The 18116-nt window shown below is 55.9% G+C and carries 14 protein-coding genes; 9 read left to right on the top strand and 5 right to left on the bottom strand.

Features of this window, described 5'->3' with window-relative positions; genetic code table 11:
- Positions 1-115: 115 nt before the first annotated feature.
- Genes AC0IM9_RS16730 through phoU form a run of 4 tightly spaced genes read left to right on the top strand, consistent with a single transcriptional unit; the run spans position 116 to position 5640 of the window.
- A complete protein-coding gene (locus AC0IM9_RS16730) occupies positions 116-2398 on the top strand; it encodes an ABC transporter permease subunit (RefSeq protein ID WP_482804752.1) in 2283 nt (760 codons plus the stop codon).
- Entirely contained in the window at positions 2395-4047 is a 1653-nt protein-coding gene (pstA, locus tag AC0IM9_RS16725) for a phosphate ABC transporter permease PstA (protein WP_482804751.1), read from the top strand. The genes AC0IM9_RS16730 and pstA overlap by 4 nt, the downstream gene beginning before the upstream one ends.
- Positions 4048-4076: 29 nt before the next feature.
- Complete coding sequence (gene pstB / locus AC0IM9_RS16720) at positions 4077-4910, top strand: phosphate ABC transporter ATP-binding protein PstB (RefSeq protein ID WP_140911971.1); 834 nt, start codon at positions 4077-4079, stop codon at positions 4908-4910.
- Between the two features lie 10 nt (positions 4911-4920).
- Entirely contained in the window at positions 4921-5640 is a 720-nt protein-coding gene (phoU, locus tag AC0IM9_RS16715; RefSeq protein WP_256609202.1) for a phosphate signaling complex protein PhoU, read from the top strand.
- A 72-nt stretch (positions 5641-5712) separates the two neighbouring features.
- Here phoU and AC0IM9_RS16710 read toward each other — a convergent pair whose 3' ends face one another.
- From AC0IM9_RS16710 to AC0IM9_RS16690, 5 genes are all read right to left on the bottom strand, one after another.
- Complete coding sequence (locus AC0IM9_RS16710; protein WP_482804750.1) at positions 5713-7239, bottom strand: ATP-binding protein; 1527 nt, start codon at positions 7237-7239, stop codon at positions 5713-5715.
- Positions 7240-7241: 2 nt separating this feature from the next.
- The gene (locus tag AC0IM9_RS16705; RefSeq protein WP_482804749.1) at positions 7242-7772 is read right to left on the bottom strand and encodes a YfiR family protein; all 531 of its coding nucleotides are present in this window, start codon (positions 7770-7772) and stop codon (positions 7242-7244) included.
- A gap of 42 nt (positions 7773-7814) precedes the next feature.
- A complete protein-coding gene (locus tag AC0IM9_RS16700) occupies positions 7815-9779 on the bottom strand; it encodes a TOL_0244 family TonB-dependent receptor (protein ID WP_482804748.1) in 1965 nt (654 codons plus the stop codon).
- Positions 9780-10130: 351 nt separating this feature from the next.
- A complete protein-coding gene (locus AC0IM9_RS16695; RefSeq protein WP_482804747.1) occupies positions 10131-10754 on the bottom strand; it encodes a class I SAM-dependent methyltransferase in 624 nt (207 codons plus the stop codon).
- Positions 10754-11707 (bottom strand): Tim44 domain-containing protein, encoded by a 954-nt coding sequence (locus AC0IM9_RS16690; RefSeq protein WP_482804746.1) that lies wholly within the window; start codon positions 11705-11707, stop codon positions 10754-10756. The genes AC0IM9_RS16695 and AC0IM9_RS16690 overlap by 1 nt, the downstream gene beginning before the upstream one ends.
- 140 nt (positions 11708-11847) lie before the next feature.
- Between AC0IM9_RS16690 and AC0IM9_RS16685 the strand changes: the two genes are divergently transcribed.
- From AC0IM9_RS16685 to AC0IM9_RS16665, 5 genes are all read left to right on the top strand, one after another.
- The gene (locus AC0IM9_RS16685; RefSeq protein ID WP_278210076.1) at positions 11848-12240 is read left to right on the top strand and encodes a hypothetical protein; all 393 of its coding nucleotides are present in this window, start codon (positions 11848-11850) and stop codon (positions 12238-12240) included.
- A 108-nt stretch (positions 12241-12348) separates the two neighbouring features.
- A complete protein-coding gene (locus AC0IM9_RS16680) occupies positions 12349-13653 on the top strand; it encodes a TolC family protein (protein ID WP_482804745.1) in 1305 nt (434 codons plus the stop codon).
- 2 nt (positions 13654-13655) lie between these two features.
- Positions 13656-14741 (top strand): efflux RND transporter periplasmic adaptor subunit, encoded by a 1086-nt coding sequence (locus AC0IM9_RS16675; protein ID WP_482804744.1) that lies wholly within the window; start codon positions 13656-13658, stop codon positions 14739-14741.
- A complete protein-coding gene (locus AC0IM9_RS16670; RefSeq protein ID WP_482804743.1) occupies positions 14741-17803 on the top strand; it encodes an efflux RND transporter permease subunit in 3063 nt (1020 codons plus the stop codon). The genes AC0IM9_RS16675 and AC0IM9_RS16670 overlap by 1 nt, the downstream gene beginning before the upstream one ends.
- Positions 17800-18105 carry a DUF3240 family protein gene (locus tag AC0IM9_RS16665; protein WP_278210080.1) on the top strand — a complete coding sequence of 102 codons (306 nt, stop codon included), beginning with the start codon at positions 17800-17802 and terminating at the stop codon, positions 18103-18105. Before AC0IM9_RS16670 ends, AC0IM9_RS16665 begins: the two co-directional genes overlap by 4 nt.
- The last annotated feature ends 11 nt before the right edge of the window (positions 18106-18116 follow it).

Raw genomic sequence — 18116 nt, 5'->3', positions numbered from 1 at the left:
AATTGCGGTTGATCTTGTATAATAACGAAGCCGATAATTGCGTGTAAATTATCGGCTTTTTTGTTTTTGTAAGCATTCCGGTGCGTTTCCCCCGCAAATTTTGTGATGTCCAGTTATGACTGAATCCCGAACCACTCAAAGCAAACCGACGCTGTTTCAAACAGCCACCAGCGACAGTTACCAGCGTTGGCGTTTGGTTAAAGACAAATTAGCGGCGCGGGGCGTGGTGGTCGGCGGGTTGAGTATTATCGTGGCGGTGGTGCTGATTTTCTTTTACCTGTTGTATGTCGTATTTCCTTTGCTTTTGCCGGCACAGCTCAGGGCCGCCGATAACGGTGGCTATAACGTTCCGGGCGTGGAAATGGGCAAAACGCTGTTCGCGGCCATCGAGGAACAAAACCAGCTTGCAGTCAGATTTACCGATGCCGGCAAAGCGGTTTTTTTCAATATAGAGAGCGGCGCGATCGTTAGCAGCGAAGCCGTAGCGCTGCCGGAAAACGGCCAAATAGCCAGTTTCGCCCACGCCAGCATCGACAAAGGCGTGGTGGCATACGGCTTATCGGATGGCAGGGCGGTGGTGGTCAAACACGAATATAAATTGAGCTATCCGGACGGCAAGCGCCTGATTACGCCTTCGCTCAGTTATCCATTGGGCAACCAAGCGCTGACTATTGATAAATCCGGCCAGCCTGTGGCCAAAATCACTCTGGCGGTAGCAGACGACCGTAGCACGTTGGTGGCGAAAACGGCCGATAACCGCGTGTTGTTGAGCCGGCTCACTAAAAAGGAGTCGATGTTCGATGACGAAGTGACGTTGGAAGCCAGCGATACCGTATTGGACGTGGCCGGCGACGACATCGAATTCCTGCTGCTCGATAAAGAACAGCGCAATCTGTATTTAGCCAGCCGCCAAAGCATCACCGTCGTCGATGTCAGTGACGCCTCGGCGCCGGTGGTCAAGCACAAGTTGAATCTGGTCGAGAACGGTCAGGAAATTTCCAGTATGGAATTCTTGAACGGCGAAAACTCGTTGTTGGTTGGCGATTCCAAGGGCGAACTGGCGCAATGGTCCTTGGTCCGTAACGACCAGAACTACGTCAACATGCAAAAACTGCGCAGCTTCAAGTTGGCCGACAACCCTATCGTAGCGGTTAGCGCCGAACAGCGCCGCCGTGGCATGTTGGCGATCGATAACGCGGGACAATTGGCGGTATACAACTCGACGGCCGAGCGTGAGTTAGTCAATACCAAATTATTGCAGTCCGCGCCGCAGGTGTTGGCCTTATCTCCAAAAGCCGATTATTTTTTGGTGGAAGACGCTAGCGGCAAAGTGCTGAGTTGGCGCCTGGAAAACGAGCATCCGGAGATTTCGCTGAAATCGCTCTGGGGCAAAGTCTGGTACGAAAGTTATCCGAAGCCCGACTACATTTGGCAATCTTCGTCGGCCAGCAATGATTTCGAACCGAAAATGAGCCTGACGCCGCTGGTGTTTGGCACCTTGAAGGCTTCGTTTTACGCGATGCTGATGGGAATTCCGCTGGCTTTGTTCGGCGCGATCTACACCGGTTATTTCATGGCACCGCGGGTGCGGCAGTACGTGAAGCCCGGTATCGAAATCATGGGTGCATTACCGACCGTGATTCTGGGTTTTCTGGCCGGTTTATGGCTGGCGCCGTTCGTCGAATCCCATCTCGCCGGAATTTTCGCGATGTTGATGGTGGTGCCATTGTCGGTGATGGTATTCGCTTACCTGTGGCAGCAGGTTCCGGAACCGACTCGTCTTAAAATCCCCGACGGTTGGGACGCCATCGTTTTAGTACCGGTCGTGATCTTCGGCGCCTGGTTGGCGTTTGAATTGGCGCCCAGCTTCGAAGCCTGGTTTTTCCACGGCGATTTGCGAGTCTGGATGCGCGAGGAATTCGGTATCGGTTACGACCAGCGCAATACGTTGGTGGTCGGCTTGGCCATGGGCTTTGCCGTGATTCCGATGATTTTCTCGATCGCCGAGGACGCTATTTTCAGCGTACCAAAACATTTGACCACCGGTTCGCTGGCTTTGGGGGCGACGCCATGGCAGACGATGACCAAAGTCGTGTTGCTGACCGCAAGTCCCGGTATTTTCTCCGCGGTGATGATCGGCTTCGGCCGGGCAGTGGGTGAAACCATGATCGTGCTGATGGCGACCGGGAACACGCCGGTGATGGATTTGAGTATTTTTCAGGGATTGCGCACCTTGTCCGCCAATATTGCGGTGGAAATGCCGGAATCGGAAGTCAACAGTACCCATTACCGGGTGTTGTTTTTAGCGGCGCTGGTATTGTTCGTGTTCACCTTCGTCGTCAATACGCTGGCCGAATTGGTTCGGCAAAATCTCAGACAGAAATACAGTTCACTATGATCAAAGAATGGTTTAAAAGCGGTTCGCCCTGGATTTGGTTGACTGCCGGCGCGGTGACGATCAACCTGGTGTTGGTTGTGGGGCTCTTGTTATTGATTGCGTTACGCGGCTTGGGCCATTTTTGGCCGGCCGACATCGTCGAGTACCAATACGAGGACCAAAACGGCCGTTCGACCATCATCGGCGAACAGGTCGACACCTCGCTGTTGCCGGCCGCGCAGGCCAAAGCTGCCGGTCATCAGGTACTGAACGGCGCCGAGTATCTGGAGCAATTTCTGGTTAAAACCGGTAACCGCGATATTTTGGGCAGCGATTTCCGCTGGATTCAGCAACAGTACATCAAACAGAAAGCCGAACCTGCGGATTTGATTAGTGTCGAACGCCGCGAATGGGGTAACTTCTACGGTAGGCTGAAGGCGGTCAAGGAAGACGGCAACATCATCGCCGAAGGTGAAGCCGCGCTGGCTGTTGCCCAGGAAAAATTGGCGGCCGCACTGGAATTGCATGAACAGATCGACGTGTTGCAGGACAAGGACGTCGGTGCGATCAACTACGGCCTGGAGCGCTTGCGCTTGAAACAGCGCGCACTGGAATTGAAAGGCGAATGGAACGACGGCCACGCCCAAGAGTTCGCCGCTCAGAAACAGGCTTACCAACAACAATACCAGGAAATTCAGGCCCAGTTGGCCAAGCTGAACAAGGAAATGAAGCGCGCCAGCTTGGTCGCGGTGGAAGCCGGCGGCCGGGAAATCAATCTGCCGCTGCACCGCATCGTCAAACTGACTCAACCCAATGCGATGAGCGGCCTGGATAAAATGGTCGAGTACGTCCGCAACTTCGTCACCTTCGTCAGCGACGAGCCGCGCGAAGCCAACACGGAAGGCGGCATATTTCCGGCGATATTCGGTACCGTACTGATGGTGTTGCTGATGGCGGTGGTGGTGACGCCGTTCGGCGTCATCGCCGCGGTTTATTTGCGCGAATATGCCAAGCAGGGTTTCGTGACCCGGATTATCCGGATCGCCGTCAACAATCTGGCCGGCGTGCCGTCCATCGTTTACGGCGTATTTGGCCTCGGCTTTTTCGTTTACATCATCGGCGGCAACATCGACCGCCTGTTTTTTCCGGAAGCCGCGCCGGCCCCGGTGTTCGGTACGCCCGGCCTGCTATGGGCCTCGTTGACGCTGGCCTTGATGACTTTGCCGGTCGTCATCGTTGCCACTGAAGAAGGTTTGTCGCGGATTCCGAAATCGATACGCGAAGGTAGTCTGGCACTGGGTGCGACCAAGGCCGAGACCTTGTGGCGCACCGTATTGCCGATGGCCAGCCCGGCCATCATGACCGGCTTGATTCTGGCCGTAGCCCGTGCCGCCGGCGAAGTGGCGCCATTGATGCTGGTCGGCGTCGTTAAACTGGCCCCCACCTTGCCGCTGGACGGCAATTTCCCTTATTTGCATCTGGACCGTAAATTCATGCACTTGGGCTTCCATATCTACGACGTCGGCTTCCAAAGCCCGAACGTCGAAGCGGCGCGGCCCCTGGTGTATGCCACCTCACTGCTTTTGGTGATGGTCATCGTCGGCCTGAACATGTTCGCCATCACCATCCGCAATAACCTGCGCGAAAAATATCGTGCGCTGGAAAATTAATATCGCTCGCTTATCCGGAACCTTGGATTATGACCACAGCCCAAACCAAAACTCACGCCATCGATATCAGCGCGTTGAATCGAGACGACCGTAACGCGTCCGAAAAGACCGAAACCTGTATCAAGGTGGAAGACCTGAATCTGTTCTACGGCCAGAAGCAGGCCTTGCATAGCGTCAATATGGAAATGCCGCGCCGGAAAGTCACGGCCTACATTGGTCCTAGCGGCTGCGGCAAATCGACACTGCTGCGCTGTATCAACCGAATGAACGACTTGGTGGACGGCGTCAGCATCCAGGGCAAAATTCTGTTGGACGGGGAAGATATCTACGACAAGTCGGTTAACGTCGCCGCTTTACGGCGCCGGGTCGGCATGGTGTTTCAAAAGCCGAACCCGTTTCCGAAGACGATCTACGAGAACGTGGCCTACGGCTTACGGATTCAGGGCATTAACGACCGCCACATTCTCGACGAGGTGGTCGAAAAATCCCTGCGCGGCGCGGCGTTGTGGGACGAGGTGAAAAACCGGTTGAACGACAATGCGTTGGGTATGTCCGGCGGCCAGCAGCAGCGGCTGGTGATTGCCCGTGCCATTGCGATCGAGCCGGAAGTGATCCTGCTCGACGAACCGGCATCGGCGCTGGATCCCATATCTACCCTGAAGATCGAAGAACTGATCAACGAATTGAAAGAAAAATACACGATCGTCATCGTCACCCATAACATGCAACAGGCGGCGCGGGTGTCCGATTACACGGCCTTCATGTACATGGGCGAATTGATCGAATTTGGCGAAACCAGCGAGTTGTTTACCAACCCGGCAAAAAAACAAACTGAAGATTACATTACCGGCAGGTACGGTTAGGAGGTAAACAATGGATAACAGCAAAATCAAACAACACATCTCCCGCCAATTCAATGAGGAGATGGAGGACATCCGCAACAAAGTCCTGTCGATGGGCGGATTAGTCGAGCAACAAGTGGACTTGGCGACCAAGGCCTTCATGGGTTACGACATGGAGAATGCCGAAAAGGTGGTGCAGCAGGACCATCAAGTCAACGAAATGGAAAAAGACATCGACCACGAATGCACCGAAATCATGGCCAAACGCCAGCCGGCCGCCTTCGATTTGCGGATGTTGATCGCGACGATCAAGATCATCACCGACTTAGAACGGATTGGCGACGAAGCGGCGCGGATCGCCAAAATGACGATGCGTCTGGAAGGGGCCGACTATTACCAGGACAAATACTACGAAATCGAGCATTTGCTGAATCTGGTCAAAGACATGTTGAACGGTGCGCTGGACGCTTATGCCAGAAACGATGTCGAAGAAGTGATTGCGATTACCGAGCAGGATGCCAAGGTGGACCGCGAATACACCAGTATCACCCGCCAGTTGATCACGCAAATGATGGAAAATCCGCGCAATATCACCCGCGCCTTGGATATGTTATGGGCGGCCCGGGCGCTGGAACGCATCGGCGATCACGCTTGCAACGTCTGCGAACAGGTGATCTACATGGTCAAAGGCAAGGATGTGCGGCATATGAGCCGGGAAGAACTGGAGCGGACCGTCAACGCGGTACGTTGATTTTCGCCGGACCTATCGGGCGATCGTGCCGCCCGATAGGGTTAAGCACTGAGGATTGACCACAGCCACTGGTTAATGCCCCGGTTCCCCAGTCCCGAACTCAGCCGCGCGGTTTAATACCAGCGTAAATTTGCTGCCTTGACCCAGTCGGCTTTCCACTTCCAATTCGCCGCCCATCAATTCGGCCATGTGCTTGGTCAGTAACAGGCCGATGCCGGTACCTTCGATCAAATCCTGGTCGTGGTGGAAGCGGCTGAACGGTTGAAACAGCAGGTCGAATTGCTCAGGGGCAATGCCTGCTCCGCTGTCTGCCACCCAAATCCGCAGCCGCTGCTTTTCAAGTTCCATACCTAATGTAATTTGACCCTGCGGCCGATTGTATTTCACTGCGTTCGAGAGCAGGTTCAACAAACATTGTTTCAAGCGCACCCGGTCGGCCGCAGCCCAAATCTCCTGGTCCGGGACTCGACTGGTAATTTGAATTCCGCGCGCTTCGGCTTGCCGGCGAATTAAGTCCAAACATTCGGCGACCAAAGGCCGGCAGGCGACGCTGGTAATATTCAGCGTCAATTTGCCGCTCTCGACCGCGGCCAAATCCAGCAATTCGCTGACCAAGTCCAGCAGATGTAGCCCGGCATCAAGGATGTGGCGAGTGGAATCCTGCTGTTCGGCGTTCAACGGGTGTTCGGAATCGCCAGCCAACAGCTGGCTAAATCCGATTACTGCATTCAACGGGGTGCGAAATTCGTGACTCATCCGCGAGAGGAATTCGGTTTTGGCGCGGCTGGCTCGTTCCGCCTCCCATTTTGCCTGGGATAGGTTGACGATTAGCGCGTTTTTGTTGTGTTCCTGCCGTTCCAGTTTGTCTAGCATCGAGTTAAAGGTGTTGATCAAAACCCCGGTTTCGTCCTTACTCTCCACCTTTAGACGGGCATCGAACGTGTTGTCGCGGCTGATCTGTTCGATGTTGGCGGTCAGTTGCAGCAAGGGCCGGCTGATTTTGGCGCCCAGCCAGCGGGCTTGAAGCACCGCGATTAAGATCGCCAATGCCATGGCCCCCAATGCTTCTAACACGGTATAGCGGAAACTTTGTTGCAATGCCGCAAGCGACAGATGCAGCGCGACGAAGCCGATCCGGCGCTGGTCGACCCTGACCGGAACGACCAATTCCAGCGTGTCGCTACTGAAAGCGTGGTCTTTGCCTTGCTGCAGATATTGGTCGAATTGACGGCGGAATTGGTCCTGTAATCCGGAATCCGCTTGCTGCCGGCCCGCTGCGGCCTTGTTATGGTAGGCGGCGAACAATTGGCGATCCTCGGTAAACAGGTATGCGTCCAGAACGTCGGTTTTCTCTTTCAGTGCCGACAAAATTTCCTCGGCCGTGTTCGGATCACGGTAGACGATCGCTGCCGACACATTGCTGGCGAGCATTTTCGACAGTACCCGGCTTTGTTCCAACAGCTTCAATTTCTGGTGGCGGTAATCGGTACTCAAAAACAACAACAGCGTAAGTAATGCCGTCAATAAGGCCGTGAACGCGGCGATCGCGAAGATTTTGCGGCGGATGGAGCCGGAGGAGAACAAGGCGCCGATTGCCATGATTATTCGGCAATCCGGGAACTGCGCAACAGCTTGGAACTGACCGAGAGCCGGGCGCGCGAAACGTTTTGCAAATGAATGACCGGTTGAATCCTCCGGTCTTCTGTCGTCAGGCGCACCATGCCGCCGCGTTGGTCGAAGTCGGGAATATCGCTCACGGTCAAAACTGGAAATGCGTGGATATAGTCCAACGTGGTTGCCAGGACCCGTTCCTGTTGCACCGGAATAAACACGATATGGCATTCGTGCAACTGTTCGGGTAACGGATCAATCAGTAGCCGGATCGGCCGGTCATGTACTTTTTCGCCATCGATTAATCGCGACAGAATTGCGGTAACCGGGGTGTTGGCATAGCTGCAAAACAAAAATTCGGGGGCGGCCGGCTCCGGCCAGGTAATGAAGTAGGCAAAGTTATAAAGATATGCGGCCTTCAATTCGGTTTCGTTGAATTGCTGAGCCGGACTCGGCGTGGAAAATGCGCAGACGATTGCGCTTAAAACCAGCACCGCAATCCGCCGCATGAATGCGGTCACGGGATGGCTCGGCAATATAAGGCGATTTGATGACAGTCGCATTCAGAAGCGCAATGTGGCTTTGAGATAATAATTGCGTTCCATTTCGCTGCTCAGCACCGGGTTATCCTGCGGCGGAATGAACTCCAGATGGCGATTGTCCAGCAGATTCTGGACGCCGGCGGCGAGTTCCAGATGCAGGCTGGGTTGCCAGCCCAGCCGCAAATCCAACCTATGATAGGCAGGAACGCCGTTGGCGAGTCTATCCGTATAGTACCAGTGACTGTCGAATTCCAACTGGTTGGGCAAATTGATGTAAGCGCTCAGATTGAAGCGCTGGCGTGGGCTGTTGCCTTCGGCGATGGCGGCAGCGCTATCCAAGCTTTGCGGATCTTTGTGGATAGCCATACCGAACAAGCTATAACTGCCTTGCAGGCGCCAAAACTCGGAGGCGCGCCAATTCAGCGCGGTTTCCCAGCCGTAGGTTTCGCCTTGGGCCATATTGGCGATTTGGTACGGGATTAATACGCCGCCTACGCCGATGATCGGAGTCTGAGGCTCGGTGGTGCTCAGGCGGGCGTAATCGCAGTAGAACAGTGTCGTGTCCAGATTGAACGAACGGTTGGGGAAGAAGCGGTAACCCAGTTCGTAACTGAGCGCCGTTTCGGACTTGAAGCTGTCGCCGCCACGGATGTTGGTTGTCACGCCGGGGGCGAAGTTGTAAAGCAAGTTCAGGTCGTGCTCAATCCGGGACGGTACTCTCACCGCCCGGGAAACCGCCGCCCAAACGCTGTGTTGCTGATCCGGACTCCATAATAGCCGTGCAGTCGGTTGTAGTTCGAAGCCGGTAAAGTCGTTATGCTCGAGTTTTCCGCCGTAAATCAGCCGCCAAGCGTCGCCGAACGGCCGCCACTCGTCTTGGGCGAAGAGGTTGAACAGGTGTAAGTCGCGCCGGGCTTGATCGAATGTTAACAGTGCCAGTTTTTGCGTGAGTTGATCGCTGTTGAATCGGTAGCCGGCTCCCCAGGTCGTAGCATGGCTATGCCAATGAAAGCTGTGTTGCACATCGAAATCGAAGGTGTCGCGGCGGTGATCCAGACGCATTTGTTGGCGGGTGGCGTGATCGAAATAACTGCGGATCTGCACGCGGTTACCGTTGGCCAAATTGCGTTGCCAGCGTAGCAGCAGATTGCCGCCCTGCTTTTGCATCCGGTCGGGCATTGCGGCGTCGGCGCCAGTTAAGGTTTGTTGCATGGTGCCGTTGAAATAGTCGCCCTGCAACGTCAGGGTTTCCTGAGCATTCGGAGTCCAGTCGCTTCTAAAGCCGGCGCGGCCCAGATCCAAGTTGTCGGAAGCTTTGCTGCCGTCGCTGAAATGAAAGTCGTCCCGGTGGTTGTATTTGCCGTAAACCCGATAATGCAGATCCGGGTTGAGTTGGCCGCCGTAACGCAATGTGCCGAACCCCGGCTCTTCCTGCGAGGCGCCGGCAGATACCAGTGTTCCCTGCGATTCCTGCGCAGTACGGGTCACGATGTTGATCACGCCGTTAACGGCATTCGACCCCCACATCGTTGCGCCGGGGCCGCGAATCACTTCGATGCGATCTATGTCCTCTAAAGGATAATCCTGTTCGTTCCAATACACACCGGAATTGAATGGATCGTAAACGGTGCGGCCGTCGACCATGACCAGTAATTTGTTGGCGAAAGCCCCATTGAAACCGCGGCTGGTAATGGCCCACTGGTTGGCGTCGACCCGCGCCACTTCCAGGCCGGGAACTTTGCGCAGAATTTCAGGAATCGATTGCATACCGGAGCGCCGGATTTCCTCGTTACTGATTACGTAGGCTGCAGCGGCGGCCTCTTGCAGCGTTTGCTGGCTCTTGGCTGCCAGCGAAACCGTGGTGGCAGTCAACTCCTGCAGCGATAAGGTTTTCAGCCGGTCCAGCGACTCGTCGCCGGCGTGTCCCTGCCGGGTTTGGCTAAAGGCGGCACATAGCAATAGAATCGAGCGTATGTCCCCAATCATCTTCGCGCAATTCGCCATAGCCGGTAAATTCGATTAAAAGCCCAAACGCATTTTAGACGGCGACGTTCAAAGCGCAACCGTGCCTGACGGTTTCGCAACGGCCGTTGCCAAATTCGAGGCCTTAGCATAAGCGTTTGCCGGGACCAACTCCGACTAAGCGCAGCGCCGGCCGGGCCAAACCGCGAAACGTTTAAGCTGGGGAGGCCGAACCCGTCATTTGGCAGCGTCTGCTGGGAACTGGGCAATCCGGGTGTTATAAAAACCCGGCAACTTGGCACTTGGCGGACTGATCGATTTCGCTAGCTTGGCGGAATCTAGCGGCTTGGATGTTCCGGCGCCAAACCCGGACAGCTATTTTACGGCCCGGATCAGTTTGATCATGTCGCTACTGGTCGGGTCGATGTAAACGTTCCGAAACGGGCAGGCTTGCACGTTTTTCAGCGTTTCCCGGTTGATATTGGCGCCCAGGGTTTTGACGATGAGCGGATTCAGCAGATTCATCATGAACGCCATGTAGCGGTTGGAACTGAGTACGTGTTCCAGTAACAGAACCTGCCCGCCCGGTTTGCAGACCCGATACAGTTCTTTTAAGCCGCGGCGAGGTTTCGGCACCGAGCAGAATACAAAGCTGGCGATCACCGTATCGAAGCTGTTGTCAGCGTAATCCAGCGCCTGGACATCCATCTGCGTCAGATCGACGGCGATTTGCTTGCGTTGGCGCTTGCGTTGCGCTTGTTCCAGCATCTTCGGGCTGAAGTCGATGCCGGTGATTCGGGCGCCGTCCGGATAAAACCCAAAATTCTTTCCGGTGCCGACACCCACTTCCAATATGTGGTTGCCGCCGGCCTGCGACCATAGTTTTTTACGCAGGCGGCGAAACAGCAAGCCTTCGAGAATGCCTTCCAGGCTGTCAAACCAAGGTGCCAGCCTGTCGTAGCGCCGCTTGATCTGCTCGCTGTTCGCCGCAACCATCATTACTCCTCGATTTGTTGGATACCGTCCAGGAACCAACGGGTTTGGCTGCTGTTTTTGGGTTTGACGAAGTGCCAGACTTCGCGAACGCTTTCGGGCTGGCCGCCATTTTCGCGGATCAGGCTTTCGAACAGTACCGCGGCTTCCTGCTCGGTACCGGCTTCGCGCGCTTCAAGCAACTCCGCCTTCAACGACAATATCTCGGTTCGGTTCGACTCGCCGGACGCCTGCAATTGCTGCTGAATTTCGGCGAAGACTTTATCGGTGGTCAAGCCCCGAATCTCAGCCAGATCGCGGTTGTCCCAGGCGGCTTGCAGATAATGATAGGCTTTTTCGGCACCGTTCAGGAACGCTGCTTGGTCGAATCCCGCCGGCAAAGCGCTTGCCGGGGCTGCGGTTTGGAAGCCGTTGCCGCCGCCCGTTTTATTGTTACCGAACAACACGTCGGTATTGAAACCGGCCGGACCGTTGTTTCCGGTTTGATTTTCCCGGTAATACTGAGGCTCCCGCCGGCTATCGGCTTGGCTGAAAGCGCCGCTGGCTGCAGTCTGCTGGCCGGCCTTGGCGGCAAACAAGCGATACAACAGAAATGCGATGCCGGCGAATACCAGCATATCCATCAGGTTCAAGCCTTCAAACGCGCCGCCAAAAAACAGCGAGCCTAACAGCCCCCCCAGGGCCAAGCCGCCGAGCATACCCATCATACCGCCGCGGCCGGCCCAACTTTGGCGCGCGGCCTGGTTTTGCGCGGCTGCCTGCGTTTGGCTGGCCGAACGCGCGGTTTGGTTGCCCAAGTCGTTCGGCGTTGTAGAACGTTGGTACGGAGCGCTGTAGCTCGGACGGCTGCCGAAGGATTTGCCGCCGCCCATGCGTTTGGCTTGGGCTTCTTGGATGCCGCCCAGGGTCAAGGCCAATGCAATGAATATCGTTGCCAAAATGCCAATTTTTCTGTTCATAGCTTTTCGCCTAATGTGAGTAAATGTTTGCTTATATTCAGGGTAGAATCGCGCTTTTCAAGTAGAATAGCGTTTCGCACGGCCCGGTACAACCGCGGTTTGGCCGAACGCGCGAGTTCACAGACATTCTTAGAACGTAAATGGTTGCATATCTGCGTCAATTTCTGGTCGTGCTACTGGTGCTGCTGCAGACAGCCGCGCCGTTGGTGCATGCCCATGTCGGCGGTGACGCCGGGGACTGCGGCATCCATCTGCATGGACTGGAGAGTTTGCAGAGCGAGCCGGATCAGTGGAGCTTGCCAGACAACCGGCATGAATTGCATCAGCAAGCGGCCGTTGTCAGTGTCGGTTCCGCCATCAAACTGCAAATGATGCGCGAACGGTTGGTGCCGCTTGGATTCCTGTTGCCGTCTGTTGCCGAGCCAAAATTTTACCCGCCAGTCCGAGCACCTTTTTACCGATCTCTCATTTCGCCACCGCCCACAGCGCCCCTTCTCGCCGATAACGCTTCCCGCGCTCCCCCTGGCTGCTGAGGCGGGGAAACCAGGCGTAAACCGTCAGCCTTTGCCTGTACCGCTCGACCTGCCGCTGCGTCAATGCCGGCGACAGATTTGCCATCTATCAATTTTTTGGAGCGAGATATGACCGTATACCGTCATATTTATGGATTACCTGTTTTGTTGTTAGCTGCCCTGCCTTGCGTAGCGCAAACCGAAGAGAGTGAAAGCCGGTCGGCGCCACTCAGTGCAATGGCGGCGGACAAGCTGATTGTCGAACATATGGACCCGATCGACACGGATCCGTCCCTTAGCCTGTCCGGCTTGGTCGAACTGACCTTGGAAAAGTATCCGGACCGCCTGATAAGCGAAGCGTTGACCCAAGAAGCGGATGCTTTGACCGAGCGCAGCGACTCCTGGGTGGCGGGGTCGACGGCGCTGGCTCTGGACTACTTCGACGACCGGGTTGCGGCTGACCGCGGCGCGCGCGAGATGTCGGCCAAAGTCGAAGTCACCACCTGGAGTTGGGGTCAGCGCGACGCCGGCCAAGCCGTGGCCGAGCGGGCCGGTTTATCGGCGCAAAAGCAGTCGGCGGCGGTTAAATTGGAGGTGACGCGTCTGGTGCGGGAAGCATTGTGGAATATGGAGGTCGCCAACATCGGCTTGCAACAGGCACAGAACGCTTTGTCGGTATCCGAGCAATTGATGAAAAAAGTCGAGCGGCGGGTTGAGCTGGGCGATTTGCCCCGCGCCGATCTGTTACTGGCCAAAGGTGAGTATTTGCAGAACCGCGGACTGGTGACCCAGGCCGAAGCGGAAGTCATGCACAGCCGTAAGGCCTATTCCAGCCTGACAACGCTGGCACGGGTTCCGGCCAATTATCTGGAACGGCAAAGCGAGCTGAAAAGCATTATGCCGAGCCACCCGGTCCTGGAAGCGGTTAATGCCGTGATCGAACGTAAACGCGCCGAGGTGGAATGGATCAAAACTACGGATCCGATCAATCAGCCGAAGTTGAATATCGGCGCCAAGAGTACCCGGGATGGCCGCGACGGCCAGAATATCGAAAGTGCCGGTGTCGGCGTGGTGATGTTGTTCGGCGGCGACGCCTATAATGCGCCGGAGATCGCCAAGGCCAATCTGGAACTGAACAACGCCATGGCGCAGCGCGAACATTTATACCGCCAGCTGGAAAAGAATCTGCACGAGGCCGAACATGCGCTGGAGGTGACGCGGGCGGAATTGGCGATTGCCAACGAATTGAAGCAAATCGCCGAAACCCATTTGAAAATGACCGAAGTCAGCTTTTCGGCCGGCGAAATCAACTTGCTGGATCTGATCAAAATTCAGGCCCGGAGCCTGGAAGCGGTACGCAATGCCAAATTGCAGGAAGTGAAGTTGCAGCGCAATATCGCGTTTTATAACCAAGCGCTCGGAGTGCAGCCGTGAGAATGCCGGCCACAATGTTGTTATCGCTGTTGGCTGCCTCCGCCTTGGCGCAGGATGCGCAAATTCGGATGAGTCGGCAACAGATCGAGAATCTGGATATCAAAACCGCGCCGTTGGTTGCTAGTTCCAGCGTGCCGTTATTTTACGCGCCCGGAAAAGTCGTAACGCCGGCCGACCGCGAAGCGCTGGTCAGCAGCAGCCAGCCCGGTCTGGTGACGCAATTGGCGGCGAATATCGGCGACAGCGTACGCAAGGGCCAGGTTCTGGCCCAATTGCGCAGTCCGGAGTTGGTCGGCTTGCAACAGGGATATTTGGCTGCTGCCAGCGAGCTGAATTTGTCCGGGTTGGAACGCAACCGGGACCAGAAATTGTTGCAGGAAGGGGTTATCGCCGAACGGCGCTGGCAGGAGACACAAACCCAGCATCAAAGCAAAGTGGCCCGCGCCGACGAGGCTAAGCAATTGTTGGTGCTTGCCGGCATGTCTGACGCAGAGATTAAAACGTTGGCGCACACACGTAAACTGGACGATCGCTTGTCGATTCGGGCGCCGATCGAAGGCGTGGTATTGCAGCGTATGGTCAATCTGGGCGCGCGGCTGGATATCCAGGCCCCCCTGTTCCGCATCGCCGATCTATCCGAATTATGGCTGGAAATCAGTATCCCGCAGGAACGCCTGAGCGCGGTCAAGGTGGGCGATCGGGTTCGGTTGGAGCCGAGCGATGTGTCGGCAACCATCAGCTTGTTGGGGCAAAGCGTTAACGCGGACAATCAAACGGTATCGGCGCGGGCCGTGGTGGACGGCAAGCCGCAAAGTTTGCGGCTTGGGCAAAACGTCAATGTACAAATCCTACAACACGGTGCGACGACCGGCTTTACTGTGCCGAATTCGGCCTTGTCGCAAAATGAGGGCCGTAGTTACGTGTTCGTGCGTAACGATGACGGCTTTGCTGTGACCGAGGTCAACGTCAATGGCAAGCAAGGTGACGAGTCACTGATCAGCGGCGCGCTGACCGGCAACGAACAAATCGCCGTCAAAGGCGCGGTGGCGTTGAAAGCCAATTGGTTGGGTTTGGGGAGCGATGAATAATGGCGGCATTGATTCGCTTTGCCCTGACCCAGCGCTTGTTGGTGCTATTGGGCGTATTGCTGTTGATGGGCGGTGGCATTTATGCCTTTAAACAACTGCCGATCGATGCGTTTCCCGAGGTCTCGCCGACTCAGGTCAAGGTGATTGTCAAAGCTAACGGTATGACGCCGGAAGAGGTCGAAGCCCGGATCACCGCGCCGATCGAGGTGGAGTTGCTGGGAATTCCGCATCAAACCATGCTGCGTTCGCTGGCTAAATACGCGATTACCGACATCACCCTGGACTTCGAGGAAGGCACCGATATTTACTGGGCCCGCCAACAGGTGGCGGAACGCCTGAATGCCATCTGGGGCAATTTGCCGGACGGGGTACAGGGCGGGATCGCGCCGATGACGACGCCGTTGGGCGAGATGTTCATGTTCGCGATCGAAGGCGGCGATCTTGATTTGATGCAGCGTCGGGAGTTGCTGGATTGGACCATCCGTCCGGCCTTGCGCACCGTCAAAGGCGTGGCCGACGTCAATGCCTTGGGCGGCTTGGTGCGCAGTTTCGAAGTGGTGCCGGACAACGTCAGAATGGCGGCGCGTAATATCGGCATCGAGCAATTGATGGCGGCTTTGGAAAAAAATAACCGTAACGATGGCGCCGGTAGGTTGACCGAAGGTGAAGAAGCGCTGATCGTCCGCGCCGACGGCCGCATCAAAAACGAACAGGATGTGAAATCGATCGTCGTGGAACAGCATGACGGCATGCCGGTGCGGGTGGAAGATATTGCCGAGGTGCGGATTGGAGCGTTGACCCGATACGGCGCGGTCAGTAAGGACGGCAGCGGCGAAGTGGTCACCGCGGTGGTGTTGGGCTTGCGCGGAGCCAATGCCAGATTGACCATCGAACAATTGGAGCAGAAGCTGGCGCAGTTGCAGCCCAGTTTGCCCGAGGGTGTACATATCAATGTGTTCTATAACCGCGGAGTATTGGTGGCCAAAGCGGTAAATACCGTTGCCAAAGCTTTGGCCGAGGCCATCGTGCTGGTGGTCGTGTTGTTGATTTTGTTTCTGGGCGATATGCGTGCGGCGTTGACCGTGGCTTTGGCGCTACCGTTGGCGGCGTTGGCGACCTTCATCATGATGAATGTGTTCGGCATGTCGGCCAATTTGATGAGTCTGGGCGGCTTGGCGATTGCGATCGGGATGCTGGTCGACGGTGCGGTGGTCGTGGTCGAGAACGTCATCAGCCAGCTTGCGGACCACCGCAAGGCCGAGCGCCTGCCGCGTTTACATATGATTTACCGGGCTAGCCGCGAAGTGGCGCTACCGGTGACTTCAGGCATTTTGATCATCGTCATCGTGTTTCTGCCGCTGCTGACCTTGCAAGGCTTGGAGGGCAAGTTATTCGGGCCGGTGGCGATGACTATCGTATTTGCTTTGAGCGGTTCGCTGGTATTGTCGTTGACGGTAATTCCGGTGCTGGCTTCGCTGTTGCTGAAGCAAGTTTCTCACGAGGAGCCTTGGTTGCCGCGCCAATTGCTGCGGTGGTATCAGCCGGTATTGGTCTGGTGTTTGAGTAACACCAGAAAAGTGTTCATCGGTGCCGGCGCCATGCTGGTGCTAAGTTTGATCGCGTTTAGCCGAATCGGCAGTACCTTCATGCCGACGTTGGACGAAGGCGATATCATCGTTCAACTGGAAAAGTTGCCGTCGATAACCTTGCAGGATTCGGTTGCGCTCGACGGCCGGGTCCAAAAAAACATTCGTGAGCATATTCCCGAGGTTGCCACGGTAGTGTCTCGGGTCGGCGCCGACGAATTGGGTCTGGACCCGATGAGTCTGAACGATACCGACACGTTCCTGATCTTGAAGCCGAAGTCGGAATGGCGGATGGACAGCAAAGAGGCTTTGATCGACGACATCCGCAAGATCATGGTCCACACTCCAGGCATTGCGTTCGGTTTTACCCAGCCTATCGAAATGCGGGTTTCGGAAATGCTGACCGGCACCCGTGGCGATGTAGCGGTTAAATTGTTCGGCGCCGATTTGGATACATTGAACCGCAAGGCGGAGCAAATCGAAGCGGTGTTGAAGACCATTCCCGGTGCCAGCGACGTGTTTACCCGCAAGAACGAGGGCATGCAGTTTTTGCAGGTCAATATCGACCGGCAGGCTGCCGGTCGGTTCGGTTTGGATACCGATGGCATCGAAACCCTATTGCGCGCGCAAATCGAAGGTGTTCAACTCGGCATCGTCCAGGAAGGTGTCAAACGCACACCGTTGTTGTTGCGCGGGGCCAGCAACACTGCCAATTTCGATAACCTGCAACTGACTTTGCCCGACGGCGGCCATGTGCCGATTACGGCGGTGGCAAAGATTCAGCCGGTGGAAGGTGTGGTTTCGATAGACCGGGAAAAAGGCCAGCGTTTCGTCGTGATTCGCAGCAACGTGGAAGGCCGCGATCTGGTCGGCTTTGTCGATGAGGCGCGCAAAGCCGTCGCGGAACGGGTCAAATTACCGCACGGTTTCCATGTCGAATTCGGCGGTCAGTTCGAAAATCAGCAGCGAGCATCGGCGCGTTTGAGCCTGGTGATTCCGCTGTCGCTGGGCTTGATCTTTCTATTGCTGTTTTCCACCTTCGGTTCGATTCGGCAAGCGGTGCTGGTGTTGTCGAACATCCCGCTGGCCCTGATCGGCGGAGTGTTCGGCCTGTGGTTATCCGGCGAATATCTATCGGTACCGGCTTCGGTAGGCTTTATTGCCTTGCTGGGTATCGCCGTATTGAACGGCGTGGTTATGGTCAGTTATTTCAACCAGCTGTGCGCTACCGGTATGGACATTGCTCGCGTCGTCGTCGTGGGTTCCGCGCGGCGGTTGAGACCGGTCTTAATGACCGCCAGTATCGCCGCCTTCGGTTTGATTCCGCTGCTGTTCGCCTCCGGCCCCGGCTCGGAAATCCAGCGGCCGTTGGCGATTGTAGTGACCGGCGGCTTGTTGTCGTCCACATTGTTGACACTGATATTGCTGCCGATCCTTTATAAGTTATTCGGCCGTAACCCGGAACTTAAACCATGAACCACGATGCTTTTATTCTGACCGTGACTGCGCCGCCTACTTTGGAAGACGCTTTAGTTGACTGTCTGCTGGCGTTGGAATGGCAACAGGGATTTTCCAGTTATCCGGCCAATGTCCATGACTACAACGCCCGAGGTTTGTCGTTGGCGGAACAGGTCGCCGGGCACCAGCGCAAGCTCCGCTTTCAAATGTATGTCGAGAAGCAGCATGCCCCCGCATTGTTGGCTAGACTTAAGCATGAATTTGCCGGCTCCGGATTGCAATACTGGTTGGTGCCGGCAATCGAACAGGGCGTAATTTAAGCATAAAGCAT

It is taken from the genome of Methylomonas sp. Uni0011, assembly GCF_056850255.1.
The sequence above is the reverse complement of the archived record's forward strand: the minus strand, read 5'-3'. Positions and strand labels throughout refer to the sequence as shown.

What these genes read in the sequence shown, in the direction of transcription:
- AC0IM9_RS16730 (WP_482804752.1), top strand. Translation starts at nt 116, where the DNA reads ATGACTGAATCCCGAACCACTCAAAGCAAACCGACGCTGTTTCAAACA.
- pstA (WP_482804751.1), top strand. Translation starts at nt 2,395, where the DNA reads ATGATCAAAGAATGGTTTAAAAGCGGTTCGCCCTGGATTTGGTTGACT.
- pstB (WP_140911971.1), top strand. Translation starts at nt 4,077, where the DNA reads ATGACCACAGCCCAAACCAAAACTCACGCCATCGATATCAGCGCGTTG.
- phoU (WP_256609202.1), top strand. Translation starts at nt 4,921, where the DNA reads ATGGATAACAGCAAAATCAAACAACACATCTCCCGCCAATTCAATGAG.
- AC0IM9_RS16710 (WP_482804750.1), bottom strand. Translation starts at nt 7,239, where the DNA reads ATGGCAATCGGCGCCTTGTTCTCCTCCGGCTCCATCCGCCGCAAAATC.
- AC0IM9_RS16700 (WP_482804748.1), bottom strand. Translation starts at nt 9,779, where the DNA reads ATGATTGGGGACATACGCTCGATTCTATTGCTATGTGCCGCCTTTAGC.
- AC0IM9_RS16695 (WP_482804747.1), bottom strand. Translation starts at nt 10,754, where the DNA reads ATGATGGTTGCGGCGAACAGCGAGCAGATCAAGCGGCGCTACGACAGG.
- AC0IM9_RS16690 (WP_482804746.1), bottom strand. Translation starts at nt 11,707, where the DNA reads ATGAACAGAAAAATTGGCATTTTGGCAACGATATTCATTGCATTGGCC.
- AC0IM9_RS16685 (WP_278210076.1), top strand. Translation starts at nt 11,848, where the DNA reads ATGGTTGCATATCTGCGTCAATTTCTGGTCGTGCTACTGGTGCTGCTG.
- AC0IM9_RS16680 (WP_482804745.1), top strand. Translation starts at nt 12,349, where the DNA reads ATGACCGTATACCGTCATATTTATGGATTACCTGTTTTGTTGTTAGCT.
- AC0IM9_RS16675 (WP_482804744.1), top strand. Translation starts at nt 13,656, where the DNA reads ATGCCGGCCACAATGTTGTTATCGCTGTTGGCTGCCTCCGCCTTGGCG.
- AC0IM9_RS16670 (WP_482804743.1), top strand. Translation starts at nt 14,741, where the DNA reads ATGGCGGCATTGATTCGCTTTGCCCTGACCCAGCGCTTGTTGGTGCTA.
- AC0IM9_RS16665 (WP_278210080.1), top strand. Translation starts at nt 17,800, where the DNA reads ATGAACCACGATGCTTTTATTCTGACCGTGACTGCGCCGCCTACTTTG.